At 59.9% G+C, this 15,464-nt stretch carries 8 protein-coding genes; 5 read left to right on the top strand and 3 right to left on the bottom strand.

The window, feature by feature from the left end; genetic code table 11:
- The first annotated feature begins 97 nt into the window (after window positions 1-97).
- The gene (locus HFP54_RS12795; RefSeq protein ID WP_168565420.1) at window positions 98-1,129 is read left to right on the top strand and encodes a DUF368 domain-containing protein; all 1,032 of its coding nucleotides are present in this window, start codon (window positions 98-100) and stop codon (window positions 1,127-1,129) included.
- Here the strand turns inward: HFP54_RS12795 and HFP54_RS12790 are convergent.
- Window positions 1,089-3,833, bottom strand: a complete 2,745-nt coding sequence (locus HFP54_RS12790; RefSeq protein ID WP_168565419.1) for a hypothetical protein — start codon at window positions 3,831-3,833, stop codon at window positions 1,089-1,091. The two genes, HFP54_RS12795 and HFP54_RS12790, sit on opposite strands and share 41 nt — an antisense overlap.
- A 48-nt stretch (window positions 3,834-3,881) precedes the next feature.
- Window positions 3,882-4,370, bottom strand: coding sequence for a PEGA domain-containing protein (locus HFP54_RS12785; protein ID WP_168565418.1), 489 nt, complete (start codon window positions 4,368-4,370; stop codon window positions 3,882-3,884).
- A gap of 256 nt (window positions 4,371-4,626) precedes the next feature.
- Between HFP54_RS12785 and HFP54_RS12780 the strand changes: the two genes are divergently transcribed.
- The 4 genes from HFP54_RS12780 to HFP54_RS12765 all read left to right on the top strand — a co-directional run bounded on the left by HFP54_RS12780 (window position 4,627) and on the right by HFP54_RS12765 (window position 13,799).
- The gene (locus HFP54_RS12780) at window positions 4,627-5,397 is read left to right on the top strand and encodes a CerR family C-terminal domain-containing protein (RefSeq protein ID WP_146413834.1); all 771 of its coding nucleotides are present in this window, start codon (window positions 4,627-4,629) and stop codon (window positions 5,395-5,397) included.
- A 73-nt stretch (window positions 5,398-5,470) separates the two neighbouring features.
- A complete protein-coding gene (locus HFP54_RS12775) occupies window positions 5,471-7,309 on the top strand; it encodes an efflux RND transporter periplasmic adaptor subunit (RefSeq protein ID WP_168565417.1) in 1,839 nt (612 codons plus the stop codon).
- A complete protein-coding gene (locus HFP54_RS12770) occupies window positions 7,306-10,620 on the top strand; it encodes an efflux RND transporter permease subunit (protein WP_146413836.1) in 3,315 nt (1,104 codons plus the stop codon). The genes HFP54_RS12775 and HFP54_RS12770 overlap by 4 nt, the downstream gene beginning before the upstream one ends.
- A gap of 74 nt (window positions 10,621-10,694) precedes the next feature.
- Window positions 10,695-13,799: a CRTAC1 family protein gene (locus tag HFP54_RS12765; RefSeq protein ID WP_168565416.1), complete on the top strand. Its 3,105-nt coding sequence runs from the start codon at window positions 10,695-10,697 to the stop codon at window positions 13,797-13,799.
- Window positions 13,800-13,819: 20 nt separating this feature from the next.
- Here the strand turns inward: HFP54_RS12765 and HFP54_RS12760 are convergent, their stop codons facing one another.
- Window positions 13,820-15,226, bottom strand: a complete 1,407-nt coding sequence (locus HFP54_RS12760) for an O-antigen ligase family protein (RefSeq protein ID WP_168565415.1) — start codon at window positions 15,224-15,226, stop codon at window positions 13,820-13,822.
- Between the last annotated feature and the right edge of the window lie 238 nt (window positions 15,227-15,464).

Here is a 15,464-nt window from a genome sequence, read left to right as displayed (position 1 = left end):
GTCGGGCGATGGCGTTTTGTCGGTCAGAAAGTATGCTCCGTCCGAACCGATTGCGATAGCCAGCACGCCGGAAGCCCTGCCACAGAGAACCGACCCGATGACGAACGATTCGATCCGAACGCAAAAACCGGATCAAACGATTGCACCGGATTCAACGGATGCATCCGCCACCGACGGTCAAACGGGTGGGTCATGGATGCCCGGACCGACCGATTTTGTGAACGTTGTTCGCGGTTTCTTCATGGGTGCCGCGGACACCGTCCCGGGCGTCAGCGGCGGCACGGTCGCGTTGATCCTGGGGCATTACCAACGGTTGATCGCCGCCATCAGTCGCATCGACGGCCATTTCGTCTCCCTGGCCGGTCGCGGAAAGTTTGTCGACGCGTTTGCTCACATCGACGGACGTTTTCTGGTCGCCTTGGCGATGGGCATTGCGTGCGGCATCGTTTCCCTGGCCGGGCTGATGCACTGGTTGCTGGACCACCGGATGGCCGAAACGTTGGCCGTCTTCTTGGGCCTGGTCTTGGCCAGTGTCTGGGTCGTCCGTCGCGAGATTCAGGTTTGGACCATCGATCGCTGGATCGCGCTTTGCTTCGGCGCCGTCGTCGCGGCGGGAATCACCATGCTGGCCGGTTCGGCCGGTTCATTGTCGCTGCCGTATTTGTTCTTCAGCGCGTCGATCGCGATTTGTGCCATGATCCTGCCCGGCATCTCCGGTGCATTCATCATGCTGCTATTGGGCGTCTATTATCCGGTGACAGGCATGGTCAAAGACGCCGCAAAACTGAACTTCACATCCGAAACGCTGATCAAGATGGCGGTGTTTGCGGCGGGGTGCCTGTTCGGCTTGCTGGCGTTTTCCAAAGTCCTGCGGTTCCTGCTGGCTCGGTTTCGCGACACGACGATGGCCGTGTTGATCGGGCTGATGATCGGTTCGGTCGGTCGATTGTGGCCGTTCCAAGTCGTCACACCGGAGACCGCAGACTTGGACTTCAAAGCACGCCAATTCGATTACGTTTCGCCGGCAGCCTTCACCGGTTCCGTCCCGATCGTCATCGGTTGTGTGATCGCCGGTGCCGCCGTCGTCCTCATTGCCGAATCTGTCGCGTCACGACTGCAGCACTCCTGAACCAACCCCATAAGATTCCGAACGCCAGCGCCGTCCACGCCAACGCGGCAATTGCCATCGACGGCCAAAACCAGGCAGGACGGTATTCCCACCGCACGAGATGCCGACCCGCGGGCAGTACCACGCCCTGCTTCAACCGATCGACCGGAACCACCGGCGTTTTCATGATCGTTTGTTTGCCGGGCGCTTCGTCGGTCGTCACGCTGGCGACCCAACCGCCGTCTTGCAGCACCGGACGGATCAGCAGAATCGGACGATCGCATTCGACATTGATCAACGGCGCCGAATCACCATCCACCGCGACGTGCACTTCCACGTTTGCCTGAACGGGCCGCTGCGGCAGCACCGAGGCAAGATTTTCATCACCCGTTTGAATCACGGGAATCGGACGACCATCGCGTTTCCACAAGCGATTCAGAACGTCGTCCATCGACACTTTCCGGCCGACCAACGCCGCGGTCGACCACTGAAACGATCCGTCATCGGTGGCTTTGGTGTTCTCCAAACCGGGTTCCGGCAAAAAACCAACATTGGCCACCCGCAACGTCCGACCATCGATCGTCAAACGTTGAAAAGACTGGGTCTGATGAACACGTCCCCGGATCCCCAACCAGCGTCGAACCGACCGCCAGAACGCTTCGGCTTCCGCCGCTGTCATCGAAGCGGTGATGCGGTTGGCACTGCGCCAAAAATCCCCCATCGCACGACTGCGGATCGACGTCATGCTGTTCAACACGGCGGACGAATCAGCCAAGTGCCATCGACCGAACCAGCCCATGCGTTGGCTGGCTTCGACCTCCAACAACCGACCGTCGTTCGATGTGCTGCGCCATGCGGACGGCCAGCCCGTTTGCTGCCTGGTGCGTAGCCAACGCCCGCCGGCCACTTCATCGACCGGATCGATCGCCGATGATTTCGTCCATTCTTCCAAGACTTGTTGCTCGGCCGATCGATTCAGTGTCGGCACGGTTCCGACCGCCGCAATTGATACGTCCAGCGTGATGACCGCCAATATCCCGATCGTCCATACCGCTGAATCGTGACGACGATAACGCAGACAAAGCCCCAGGCCACCGAACGCCAAAGCGGCGTGAATGCATCGCCAGCGGAGTTCCCCCAGCGCGGCGGCCACGTCCAAAGGCCCCCAGTATTCGTCGCGAATCGACGCAGCACCGGCACCAAGCCAATCAACCAAGCCGTCACCGGCCAGCCACAGGCCCACCGCCCCGATCATTGACACGCCGGCAATGCAAAATGCCGTCACCACCGCGGCACGAAGCGGCGTCGTCCAAGCGCCCGAGCCACAAGCCAAAGCGCGACGGTCAAGCAGCCGGCTGGTCACCGCCAATGCTGCGGTCGATGCGAACGCGAATACGGGCAACCATTTGGCCGGGTATCGAAACGCGTCATAGCCGGGGATGAACTGATACAGCCACCAATACGGCCCGCCGATCGCGCTGTCGACGCCCGACGGAAAACCCAGGACGTTCTGCACCGCCCAAACGACGCCGAACCACCCCATCGACGCCCACAGGCAGACCCCGGCAATCCCCCACCACAATCCGGCCTCGCGCCAAACTCGTCGTTTCCGACGTCCGCCGCACCAAACCGCCAAGCCCACGACCAACGCGGCCGACGTGTACAGCGACGGCGTCCAAACTTGGCCGTCGCCGGGAACCAGATGGCTAATCCGCTGATATTGCGGCAGCAAACGCCCAGACGCGACCGGCACGACCAGTTCGGTGATGTGCCAGGGGGCCACCGAAAACTGATAGCTCTGATACCGACGGCTGCCAACTTTCGGCGGCGTCCACCACGCCCCCGTCTCCGGTGCATCGGCCAGTTCGTCACGGATTTGTTGACCGGCACGTTCGCTTTGCCGGACCCACGCCATCGATCCGGCGATCTGGGGCGCAGATAACGCGGCCGCCAAGCAGGGCACCGCGACGATCCAAAGCGATGGACTTCGACGCCAACGAGGTGAATCGCACAATCGCATTCCCGACGATTTGGCAAACCCGCCCCAACGTGCCAGAGTCACCGCCACAGCAATCAAGCCGACGTGGAGTGCCGTTTGCGGATCACCGCCCAGCACCATCATGGCCATCGCGACCGACGCCCACCATCCATCGCCACCGCGGAAACGCCGTCCCAGCCAAGTCGTTGCACCGGAGCGGGACACCACCATCGGCGTAATGGCCCAGGGCAACCATGCGGCCGACACCAAGAATGGCGGATTGACCGCCAACGGCATCACGCATCCGGAAAACGCATAGATGATGCCGCACGCGGTGGCCACCGACCGGCGACGCGACAAGCCGATCGCGACATCACGCATCGCCACCGCCGCCAACACCCAATGCACGACGATGTACCACGACATTGCCACGTCGCCATCCAGCGGCAATGCATAGATCAATGCACGGATCGGATAGAACAGCGCCGTTGTCGATTCACCGACCACGGGGATGCCCGTTTGATCCAGCGGGTTCCAAAGCGGCAAAGTTCCCGCCGCCGTTTGCCGTGCCAAGTAGTCATACAACGGCGTGTAGAAAAAACTGACGTCGCGAAACGCGAAACGCTGCAAGCCCGACAGCACGGGCCATGCGACGATCACCAGCACGGCAACGACGAACCAGACGCTGCACGAAACACTGCACAGCCGGCCTGCCAGACGTTCGCCGATCGGAACCGTCGACCGCATCACGCCGGTCGCTGAATTGGTTTGTCGACAACGCCCAGCGCCGCGACGCTACTGGCCGACGGTGACGATGCCGCTGCGGGATTGATCTCGCAAATCATCGGCACGTTGGACGACCGACTCGGTGGGCTGCATTTCTTCGGGGACCAATTGCACATCCACGATCCGTTCGTCGCGCAGTTCACCCGGCCACAACGTTTCGCTACAGAACTCCACCACCGGCCACTGGTACCAGGGCGGTCGGATGTTCTTGCGGATCGTCTCGGTCCGAAAGCCGGGTTTTTCGATGCGAATTTCACGGGTGCCATAGTAGACAAACGGGGTCGCCGCCGGCGATGTCCCGATCACCTGGTTGTCCACCGAGACCTGAGCCCCGGCCGGATGGGTGCGGACCGTCATCCGACGACGAACACAGCCGCTGGCGGCGATCGGAATCAACAACACGACGCCCAGCGTGCACAACCGACGTCCGACCGGTCGGCATCGGCGGACCGACCTGCACTGGCCGAGTGGCGATAATCGTTGTGGCAAAAACGGCATCACGGTTCGATTCCGGCGAATCGGGCCAAACGAGCAATGGGAAACGACAGCAGCGTTGGCAGTACCACGCCGTCGGCCCGCGGGGCAACACCGGCTTTCGCCCGCGAAGTCGACCGCTTGATGAAATCTGGCGGGAAAATCGATTTTTTTCGGCGATCCGTCTGGACAAGTCGTACGTTTAAACGATTGTTTTAAACAGACGTTTAAATCGCTTGTCGCTCGTTTTTTCTTCGCCTCATCCAATCGCGGTCACGCCTTGAATCAGTCTGCCGACCCGTCATTGATCGACACCGCCGCGGTTCCCCATCGGACCGGGCCGCTGGGCGAATCCGCCAGCCGGTTGTTGCAGCACGCCGGGCCGATTTTCGCGGAAAAAGGGTTTCAGGGGGCGACGTTGCGCGAGATCGCCAATGCGGCCCAAACCAACGTGGCCAGCGTTTCCTATCACTTCGGAGACAAGCTGGGCCTGTACCGGGCGGTCATCGCCCAGATGCGATCGGAACGCGAAAAACGCTTCCCGGCGCCCGTCATCCAGACGCCTCCGGCGGGCCAGTCGCCCATGATCGTGCTGCGTCCGATCGTCCAAACGATCCTGTCACGGATGCTGGCGTGTGACGAAAACGGCTGGCAACACCGGTTGATGATGCGCGAGTTTCAGCAGCCGACGGTCGTTTTTTCGCAAATTGTTCACGAATACTTCCGCCCAATGTTCGAACTGATGAAGTCGACATTGGGTCAATTGATGGGGCCACAGGCGGACGAAGCGACCGTGCACCGGATGGTGTTCAGCTTGATCGGCCAATGTGTTTACTACCGAATCGGCGATCCCACGATTCCACATTTGTTAACGCCAAGTCAGATCGACGCCGTGATGGACATCGATGCACTGGCGGATCACATCTGCGGTGTGATGTCGGCGGCGATCGAATCGTACCGCCACGGCCGTTTCGCCGGTGACGCCGAACCGCTGCACGATTCCACCAATGTTTCGGTCGAAACGCTGCCCAGCGATTCGTCCTGCGGATGACCGCCTCGGCGGCCAGACCGTCTGACGTTCCAACGAACCATTCCATTTCTTCCATTTGCTGATCAAACGACACATGGATTCCACGGCTTCACCCACCGTTGCCGATCCGGACAACGATCGAACAGCCGCCGGCAAGAACGCCGGACCGAGCGACGACACCCTGCGTGCCGAAGACATCACGTTCGACGAAACGGTGCCGCCCCAGACCAGATCGCATTCTCGCGGATCGAGAATGCTGTTCCTGCTGTTGTTCAACGTCGTGGTGCCGCTGTTGCTGTTGGCCGCCGGTGCCGCAGTGATGATCGCACTGGGAGCCGCGACGCCGGAAACGCAACCGTTGCCGGGTTCGGATCGTGCGTCTCAGATGATGCGAATGCCATCGATCAATGTGGCTCGGGTGCAATCCCTGGAAACACTTGGCGGCGAATTGGATTTGACGGTCGACGGCACCGTCGTTCCGTACCGCGAAGTCACCATTGCGACGGAGGTCGCCGGACGAATCGTTTACAAATCGGATTTGTGCGAAGCGGGCAGCGTGGTCAAAGCCGGCACCGTGCTGATGCGGATCGACAAGACGGATTACGAACTGGAAGTCGAACGGCTGACACGGCAAAGAGAACAGGCCTATCAGTCGATTCGCGAAACCGAACAAGAATCACTGGGCACGCAACGCTTGATCGATGTTGCCAAGGACGACTTGGAATTACAAACCCGGGAACTGAAGCGCCAACAATCGTTACCCAAGGGATTTGCCAGCCAAGGTGAAATTGATCAAGCCCAACGGGCCGTCTTGGCCGCCAACCAACAGATCGTAACGCTCGAAAACCAGCTGAGCGTCCAACAAAAGCGTTTGGTCACCCTGCAAGCTTCGCTGCGACTGGCTGAAACCCAGTTACGATCGGCCGAGGTTAATCTGCAGCGGACCGAAATCACCGCGCCGATCGACGGCGTGATCGTTCGCGAAGATGCCGAGTTGAACACTTTCGTCAATCGCGGAAATACGATCGTTACGATCGAAGACACGTCCAAGGTGGAAGTCGCCGCGCAATTGCGAATGGACCAGGTGTATTGGCTGACGACGCAAACCCGCACCGATTCCAACAATGCCAACGCGTCCGATGCCGCATCGGCCGACTTGACCGGTCCCGGCCAGGGTTATCGCTTGCCCAACACGCCGGCAACGATTGAATACGAAATGTCCGGACGCCGTGCGGTGTACCGCTGGGACGGACACCTGATGGGCTTCGACGGAATCGGTTTGGATGCGGCGACACGCACGGTTCCGGTTCGCATTCTGGTGGATGCCCCCTCGGAATACCGTGATGCGACGGGACAGGTTCATCACACCGCCGGGCCGACCGCTTTGGTTCGCGGCATGTTTGTGACCGTTCGGCTGCACCTGAAACCAAATGTGCCGCTGTACGTGATTCCCGAAAAGGCGATCAAACCGGGCAACCGGCTTTGGCACTTTTCCGCCGACGAATCAGTCTTCGACTTGCCGAGTTCCGAGGAAAGCCAGGACGTTGCACCGGAGACCGTCGTCGCGGCGAACAACGATTCCACCGAATCGACAAACGCGGATACCAAAGACGCCAACGACAACAGTTTCGATCCCAGTCGCTGGATTCCCGGACGTGTGAAGGTGGTCGAATCGATCATCCCGGTCGATCGTTTGAACCCTAAGTTCGCCCCGGCCGGTTCGGTCACAACAGAAGCCACGGAAACGGATGATTCGTTCGTCGCCGAAACCACGGATTGGTGGATTTGCGAAATCCCCGACGGTGACATCACCGACGGGTCGATGGTCGTGCTGTCGCCGTTGCCTGCGATCCCGCGAAGCGGTTTGCCCGCTCGAACGGTCAAGCCCGACGCAAACGCCGCCGCACCCGCGAAGTCGGAGACGCAAGAATGAAAGGAGTGATTCGCGCGGCGATTGAAAATGCGCCGGGAATGAACGTCTTGATGCTGGCCTTGATGTTGGTCGGCGGTGCTTGTCTGGTGAACATGCGACGAGAAGTGTTCCCAGAATTCGAACTCGAAATCGTTCTGGTCCAAGTGCCCTATCCCGGTGCGACGCCCAAGGACACCGAAGAAGCGATCTGTCAAAAGATCGAAGAAGCCATTCGATCGATCGACGGCATCAAAAAGGTCACCTCCATCGCCCAAGAAGGCAGCGGTTCGGTGCTGGCCGAATTGAATTCCAACGTCGACGACGTGCAAAAAGTGCTGGCGGAAATCGACCGCGAAGTCAACCGAATCCCCAGCTTTCCGGTTCTGGCTGAAGACCCACAGATCCAGCAGATCACGTTTCGCGAAGCGGCCATTCGGATCGGAATTATCGGACCGGACGATCGGTCCATCGAAAGCGAATTGGCGCTGCGTGACATCGCCGAACAGGTCCGCGACGATGTGTTGATGCTGCCGGCGGTGTCATCCGCATCGATCATGGGCACCAAGCCGTTTCAAATCGATGTCGAAATCCCCGAAGCCCAACTGAGGCAATACGGATTGTCGCTGGGCCAGGTCGCTTCGATCCTGCGGCAGCGTAACGTCGAATTGCCCGGCGGCCAATTGAAGTCCGACGGCCAAGAGGTCTTGCTGCGTGCAAAGAACAAAGGACGGATCGGCGAAGAAATCGGCAAGCTGCCGCTGATCACCCAGCCCGGCGGTGTCGTGCTGACCGTCAACGACATCGGCACGGTTCGTGATGAGTTCGAAGACGTCACCGCGGGTGGCGAAATTAACGGCGAACCCGCGATGGTCGTCAACGTCGAGCGGACGAAATCCGAAGACCTTTTGACGCTTGTCGATCAAGTGCATCAATACGTCGACCAGCGCCAACTGCCGCCCGGTTATCGGTTCGCGGTTTGGGGCGACACCAGCACCGACGTTCGCGACCGCCTGTCGTTGTTGTTGCGTAACGGTGCGTCGGGTCTGTGCCTGGTCTTCTTGGTGCTGGCACTGTTTTTGGAACTACGTCTGGCGTTTTGGGTCGCCTTGGGGATTCCGATTTCGATTTTGGGTGCCGGCGCGGCGCTATCGCTTGGCGATCAAACACTGAACATGCTCAGCATGTTTTCGTTCCTGGTTGCTCTGGGGATCGTCGTGGATGACGCGATCGTGATCGGCGAAAACATTTACGCCCATCGCCAGATGGGCAAATCGTTTCACGATGCCGCGATCGACGGGACATTGGAGGTTTTCCCCAGCGTCGCCGCGTCGATCGCCACAACGGTGATCGCATTCGCACCGATGTTTTTCGTCAGCGGCGTGATGGGCAAATTCATGGCGGTGATCCCGTTTGCGGTGATCGCCATGCTGATCATCTCGCTGTGGGAAAGCACGTTTGTTCTGCCCAGCCACCTGGCACACACCCATGCCGGGTTCTTCCGACTGATCAACGTGATCCTGTATCCGATTCGGCCGCTGGGGTTAGCGTTGGGCTGGTTGTCAGACCGTGCAACCGAGTCGATGGAACTGTTTCGGCGACGCGTTTACATGCCGGTGCTGGCGTTCGGATTGCGTAATCCGGCGATTCCGATCGCCACGGCTTTCGCCATGTTCCTGGTCACCGCGGGGATGATCCGCAGCGGCATTGTCCCGTCGATTTTGTTTCCCAAAACGGACAACAATCTGTTGCAGGGTTCGTTGCGATTCCCCGACGGCACACCGGCAACCGACAGCGAAGAAGCGACCAATTTGATGGAACGGTCGATCCGCGAAGTCAGCCGCGAGATCGCCATCCAAAAGGCAGCCGAAAAGGGCACGACGCCGGAAGAACTGAAAGCCAAGGCCGCCACCGACAGCACCATCCACGTGTCCCAGTGGCAGGGTCCGGTCAAGTTGACGTATCGCGAACTGGGGACGGTCACCAACACGCAGAATCAAACCGGTGGCGGCGGCAGCGGCAGCCACGTCGGCCAAGTCTTTGTTGAACTTTATGACACCAAGTATCGCGAAACCCACAGCGATGAAATCATCGCCCGCTGGCGGCGCAAGGTCGGTGAAATTGCCGGCGTCGACCGCATCAACTTTGGCACCATCGGTGTGGGCCCGGGCGGAAAAGCGATCGAATTCAAAGTTTTGGCCCCCAGCGACGATGTCGAACAGTTGCTGGACGCGACCGAGGATTTGAAACTCAAGCTGGCCGAATACAACGGCGTCTTCGACATCAGTGACGACAACACGCCCGGCAAATGGGAGTTTCAGTTCAAGGTCAAAGACACCGCCAAAGCCACCGGCATCACCGCAACCGACTTGGGCGAAACCGTTCGCAACACGTACTTTGGTGCCGAAGCAATGCGACTGCAGCGTGGACGCCACGAAGTCAAGTTGATGGTGCGATATCCCGAAGACGAACGCAGCAGCCTGGTCAATTTCCGCGAAATTCGTGTCCGTGGTGAAGACGGCCAAGAACGCCCCATCACCGAACTGGCCGACATCGAATTACGACGCGGCTTTTCGGAAATCAACCGAGTCGACCAGTTGCGCAGCATTACCATTTCGGCCGACTTGGACGAAACCGTCGCCAACGCGGATTTGATCATCGGTGAATTGAAGAAGTCGTACATTCCGCAATTGATCGGACGCTATCCCGCCATCTCATTGCGTTGGGAAGGCCAACAGGAACAAAGCCGCGAATCGGTCGGCAGCCTGGCGGTCGGATTCGGTGTCGCGATCGTTTGCATGTACGTGTTGTTGGTGCTGCAATTCCGCAGCTACGTTCAACCGCTGTTGATCCTGGCCATCGTTCCATTCGGGATGATCGGTGCGGTTTGGGGGCACGCGTTCATGGGACTGCCGTTGACGTTGTTCAGCATGTTCGGGCTTGTCGCCTTGTCCGGTGTGGTGGTCAACGATTCGATCGTGTTGATCGACTTTATCAATCACCGTGTTCGCGACGGCATCCCGGTGATGGAGGCCTTGTTGGATTCCGGCAGCCGACGGTTCCGGCCGATCATGCTGACCAGTCTGACCACCATCGCGGGCTTGATCCCGTTGCTGATGGAGAAATCATTCCAAGCCAAGCTGTTGATCCCAATGGCAACCAGCTTGGCCTTTGGTTTGATGCTGGCCACGATGTTGGTGCTGTTGCTCGTCCCGGTTTTGTACTTGCTATACTCACGGGTCGGATTCTTCCTGGGTTGGATCGTCGCCAAGATCGGTTTCGGTAAGGACCCGGCCGAAGAAGCACGCGCCGCGGGGGTCGCATCGCCGGCTTAGGCAACCGAAGCCGTCGGCCGCCGACTGTCCCCTGTCGCCCAATACGTTGGATCGCCCGTCCGTTGCCCCGATCGATGAAATCATCACTCCGTCGCATGACCGGGCTGTGGTCCGCCCTGACCTGCGGTCTGGTCTTGATGGGATGTCAGGGCGATCGCGATGGGACCAACAATGCCGATTCGTCGCGATCGCAGCCCGCGGCACACCAGGGACCAGCCGCGACCGATGACGCATCAGTGTCGATCGCCGACATACGACAGCTGATTGCATCGGAGCAGCATGACCGGGCAGAAACGCTGGTCACGGACCTGCTGGTCCGTCGTGGCGACGATCCCGCGGTGGTTGAGGTCTCCGGCGATGTTGCCGCAGGACGAAACGCACACCAGGATGCGATCGACCGTTATCAATTGGCAGTCGACTTGACGTCGCGTTCTGGCGAGTCACCGTCTGCTGGATTGCTGGACAAGTTGGCACGCCAGTGGATGAATGCGGGGCGTCCGTTCGAATCGCTGGAGATCTTGGATCGCTTGGTGCGCCAGTATCCGGGCCGGGATCAATCGCGAACCGACCTTGCGGGTTTGCAGTTGGCGCTGGGATTGGAGAATCGCGCCGAACCCCACCTGCGGTATCTGATCCAGCGTGGCGTCGGCGCGATGGGCGAACTGATCGTCTTGACCGATATCACACGACCGCAAAGCGACCGTGCCATTTGTGAATTCGCGTTGCAACAGAACCCGGGTGACCTGCGTCCGCGGTACAGCCTGGTACGCCATGATGTTTACGAAGGACGCTGGGCACAGTCGTTGGATGATCTACGGTCCGTTTGGCAACAACACCCTGAATTTCCAGAAGCCAGCGCGTATTACGGTCGGGCGTTGATCGAGACGACCGAACCACAAAGCGGCGACACGTCACCCATCGCTCAGTGGGAACAATCGGTTACACCGGAGACAAAGCGTCTGTCTGCCTACTGGATGGCGGTCGGACGCTGGGCGGAAAAGAATCGCCGGGTCAAGGCATCGGCGGTGGCGTTTTGGAATGCGGCAAGACTGAACGAAAACGATGGCGAGGCGTTGGGCAAGTTGTCCGGTGCGCTGGCGGAACTGGGACGCAGCGACCAGGCCGCCGAAGTGGCTGCTCGTGCGGCAGACATCAACGCCATGCGTGACGCGGTGGAAGCCCTGTTTTCGTGGAAGAAGCACTCGCAGCGCGCCGCCGTGATGATCGCCCGGTCCATGGATCGGCTGGGCCGCGCTTGGGAAGCCGCCTCGTGGGCCCGGTTTGCCACGATGATGCAGCAAGACCCAGATCCCAGTGCGATGGAAGTCTTCCAAAGCATTCGCGGGGCAATGACCGCCACGACGCCTTGGCAGGATCCCACGAAACGGGTCGCACGAAGGATTGATCTGTCCAGTATCGCGGCGGATCTCAACGACGCGCCCCGCGACAGCACCGCCGATGTGGATGTCAACACAACCGGTCCGCCGATTCGATTCGTCGATCAGGCGGCTGACCGAGGCTTGGACTATGTGTGCGATATTGGCCCGGCGGAAAACGGCGAAGCGGGCTTGTATATCTATCAATCCGGTGGTGGCGGCGCCGGCGTGATCGATTTCGACCTGGACGGTTGTCCCGACTTGATGCTGACGTCTTGCGGTGGGACGCCGCGCAAGGGCGATTCGACAACCAACCGATTGTTCCGGAACGTCGATGGCCGGTTCATCGACGTGACCGAATCCAGCGGGACCGGTGACGCGTTCTTTTCCCAAGGCGTTGCGGTGGGTGATATCGATTCCGATGGCTTCCCCGATTTGATCGTCGCTAATTTTGGGCGGAACCAATTGCTGCGAAACAACGGCGACGGAACGTTTCGCGACGTCACCGGGCAATTCGGCTTCGGCGGTAACCAGTGGACCACTTCGCTGGCGATCGCTGACATCGACGGTGACGCGTTGGCGGATGTCTTTGAGGTCAACTACATCGGTGGCGACGACGTGATCGACCGCAAGTGCATGCGGGAAGGCACCGACCAACATCGATCATGCGCGCCGCTGGTCTTTCCTGGCGAAGCGGATCGGTTTTGGCGGGGCACCGGAACAAACCGTCTGGCCGACACGACCGTGACAGCCATGGACGTGAACCAGACCGGCGGTGGCCCGGGACGCGGCTTGGGGTTGGTCGTCGGCGACTTGGATCGGCAGGGCGGAATGGACGTCTATGTCGCCAACGACATGTCGGCCAATCATTTTTGGACCACCGCTCAAACGCCGGCATCGCCGGAAGACTCGCCGACCGTGCTGCGTGAACAAGGCGCGCTTGCCGGGGTGGCGTTTGACGGACGTTCCCTTTCGCAGGCTTCGATGGGGATCGCCGCCGATGATGCGGACAACGACGGAGACATCGATCTTTACGTGACGCACTTTACCGACGACTACAACACGTTCTATTCCCAAGTCAGCGGTGGATTGTGGGCGGACCGCACCGAAGGACTGGGCCTGGTCAAGCCGACGATGGCAATGCTGGGGTTCGGGACCCAGTGGATCGACGCGGACAACGACGGATGGTTGGAACTTATGGTCGCCAACGGAAACGTCGACGATTTTTCACACAGCGGTCACGCGTATCGGATGCCGATGCAATTGTTTCGTCGTGATCCGAGCGGCGGTTACCGGGCGGAGTCGTCCGATCAGCTGGGACCCGCGATGTCCGCCAAACGTCTGGGACGTGCGTTGGCAACGTTGGACGTGGATGATGATGGCAGGACCGATGCGGTGTTGACCAACCTTTTCGATCCGGTGACTTTGTTGATCAATCGTACGGGTGATCCGAATCCTGATTCCGCGATCGCCTTTCAGTTGATCGGCACGTCCGATCATCGCGATGCGGTCGGCGGTACGGTAACGGTGTCGACAGAATCGTCGAAGTGGTCGCGTCAACGTTTGGCAGGCAATGGTTTTCAATCCAGCAACCAGGCTCGATTGCACTTCGGCGTCGGACGTGGCGTCACGGTGGTGGATGCGGAAGTGCGTTGGCCCGGCGGCCAGTCGGTGCAAGCGACGGGCTTAAGAACCGGTCACGTGTACCAATGGATCCAAGGTTCCCAGCGTCCCATCTTGCTTCGGCGTCTGCAGGCCGAACCTTCCAAGCCCTCGTCGCCTTTCGTCCCGCGAAAGGGTTGACGACTACCTAAGCAGGGTCGCTACACGTCGTCCAGTGTTTTGGTGGCGACCGACAGCCCACTGACGACGCCCAGCAGAAACAGCACCCAGAACCCGTGGTCACGATCGAAGTAGACGGTGCACAGCTGCAACGCCAACCCGATCACCACCGCCGCGATCGTCCAAAACGTCAGTGCCGAATTGGGAAAGAAGTACGTGGAAGCGTCGCCTGAAATCCGCTGCGCCGTTGCCGCGGCCACGACGAACAACAAGACCAGCAACACCACACCGACAAGACCAAACCGCAACCCGATTCCGATGAACGTATTGTCGACGATCCCGATCTGACGCAGCACCGCCGGATCACTGGTCAGCCCCGGTAAGTTTCGTGGTGGAAATCCCGAACTGTCCTCGGTGCCGTACCCCATCAAGCCACCTTTGATCACCAGGGGGCCGTAAATCTTCATCACCAGCCAGCGATTGCGTGCGGAGCTTTGAATGACGGCTTCTTCACTTTCGTCCAAAACGACGATGCGAGATTCAACCGGCTGGTCCGGGCGACTTTCCAAGCCCTGCATGACGCGTTCGGGGGCGATCACCGCGGCGGCAACGACAACACACAACCCGGCCAGGGCCACGTAGCGAACGATCCGATTCGCCATCGATGCGACGATTACGGCGACCACCACCGACGCCAAAATCGGGCCTCGTGACATCGTTGCCACGATCCCCAAAAACAGAGCGATCAGCGCCAGCGTGCCAGCGACACGCTTGTTCCGGTCCGAATCGGTTGAACTTTGAAAGCGATCCAGCAACGAAGCGGCCCAAGGAACCAGCGTCAACAAGATCACGCCCAGGAAGATACAGTGTCGCGTCGGCCCGTTGGCACGATAAGCAATCCCGTACCGAAGCCGCCGTGCAAAGTCGACTCGATCGTCTCGCGTTGCGATCAACGTTTCCCAGACGTTGATGTTTGTCATGGCTTCGAACACGGCTGCGGCCGCCAAGACAATCGCGACGCCGGCGAACCAGGGCGACAGGTTCCGCAGACTGCTCCGGTGCATCGATGCGAAACGGCCGGCGGCGTAGGGCAGCCCCCATTCGCCATAGGCCGCAGCGGCGGTCATCAGCGGTGGTGCACCGTGGACCATGTCAGCAACCACGTGCCAGATCACTAAAGCGATCATCAGTGCATCCAGCAATGTGATGGGCGATAGGAATCGGTCGCCGCTGTGCACGCAGTAAGCGATCAATCCGATCACCGCGACGGCGGTTGAAACGTTGATCGGCAAACCGGCCAGATTGATTTCCAGCCAACTGGCCGACAACAGACTGCACGCCATGGCGACGCCCAGTGCCTGGGCCTTACCCTGCCGTTGTCCGGCCCAGGCCGCTACGCCCAGACAAATCGCCAGCATGACGAAGAATGCTGTTTCCGCGGTCATCATGACGGGGCGTGTCTCTGAGGTTTGGTTGGATCATGCCGCACCAACAATTCAGCCAATCGCCGTTGATTGCGTCGGCAGTGATTCCGTTGGCAGTGATCGCGTTGCCGAGCGGTCATTACCGTGGTCGCGAGCGTTGGCACGCGGTGAGCTTGGGGTGCGAGTTCTGTCGATCGCTATAGAAAACTTTGGCCGGTCCGCGAAAGACGCCTTTGCGGACGGGTGTCGCGGCCCAGCATTG

It is taken from the genome of Crateriforma spongiae (assembly GCF_012290005.1).
Lineage (GTDB): Bacteria > Planctomycetota > Planctomycetia > Pirellulales > Pirellulaceae > Crateriforma > Crateriforma spongiae.
This window is presented reverse-complemented; position numbering and strand designations above follow the sequence as displayed.

Bases quoted from the DNA above. Each gene is read 5' to 3' on its own strand.
- HFP54_RS12760 (WP_168565415.1), bottom strand. From the start codon at position 15,226: ATGATGACCGCGGAAACAGCATTCTTCGTCATGCTGGCGATTTGTCTG.
- HFP54_RS12770 (WP_146413836.1), top strand. From the start codon at position 7,306: ATGAAAGGAGTGATTCGCGCGGCGATTGAAAATGCGCCGGGAATGAAC.
- HFP54_RS12795 (WP_168565420.1), top strand. From the start codon at position 98: ATGACGAACGATTCGATCCGAACGCAAAAACCGGATCAAACGATTGCA.
- HFP54_RS12785 (WP_168565418.1), bottom strand. From the start codon at position 4,370: ATGCCGTTTTTGCCACAACGATTATCGCCACTCGGCCAGTGCAGGTCG.
- HFP54_RS12775 (WP_168565417.1), top strand. From the start codon at position 5,471: ATGGATTCCACGGCTTCACCCACCGTTGCCGATCCGGACAACGATCGA.
- HFP54_RS12765 (WP_168565416.1), top strand. From the start codon at position 10,695: ATGAAATCATCACTCCGTCGCATGACCGGGCTGTGGTCCGCCCTGACC.
- HFP54_RS12790 (WP_168565419.1), bottom strand. From the start codon at position 3,833: ATGCGGTCGACGGTTCCGATCGGCGAACGTCTGGCAGGCCGGCTGTGC.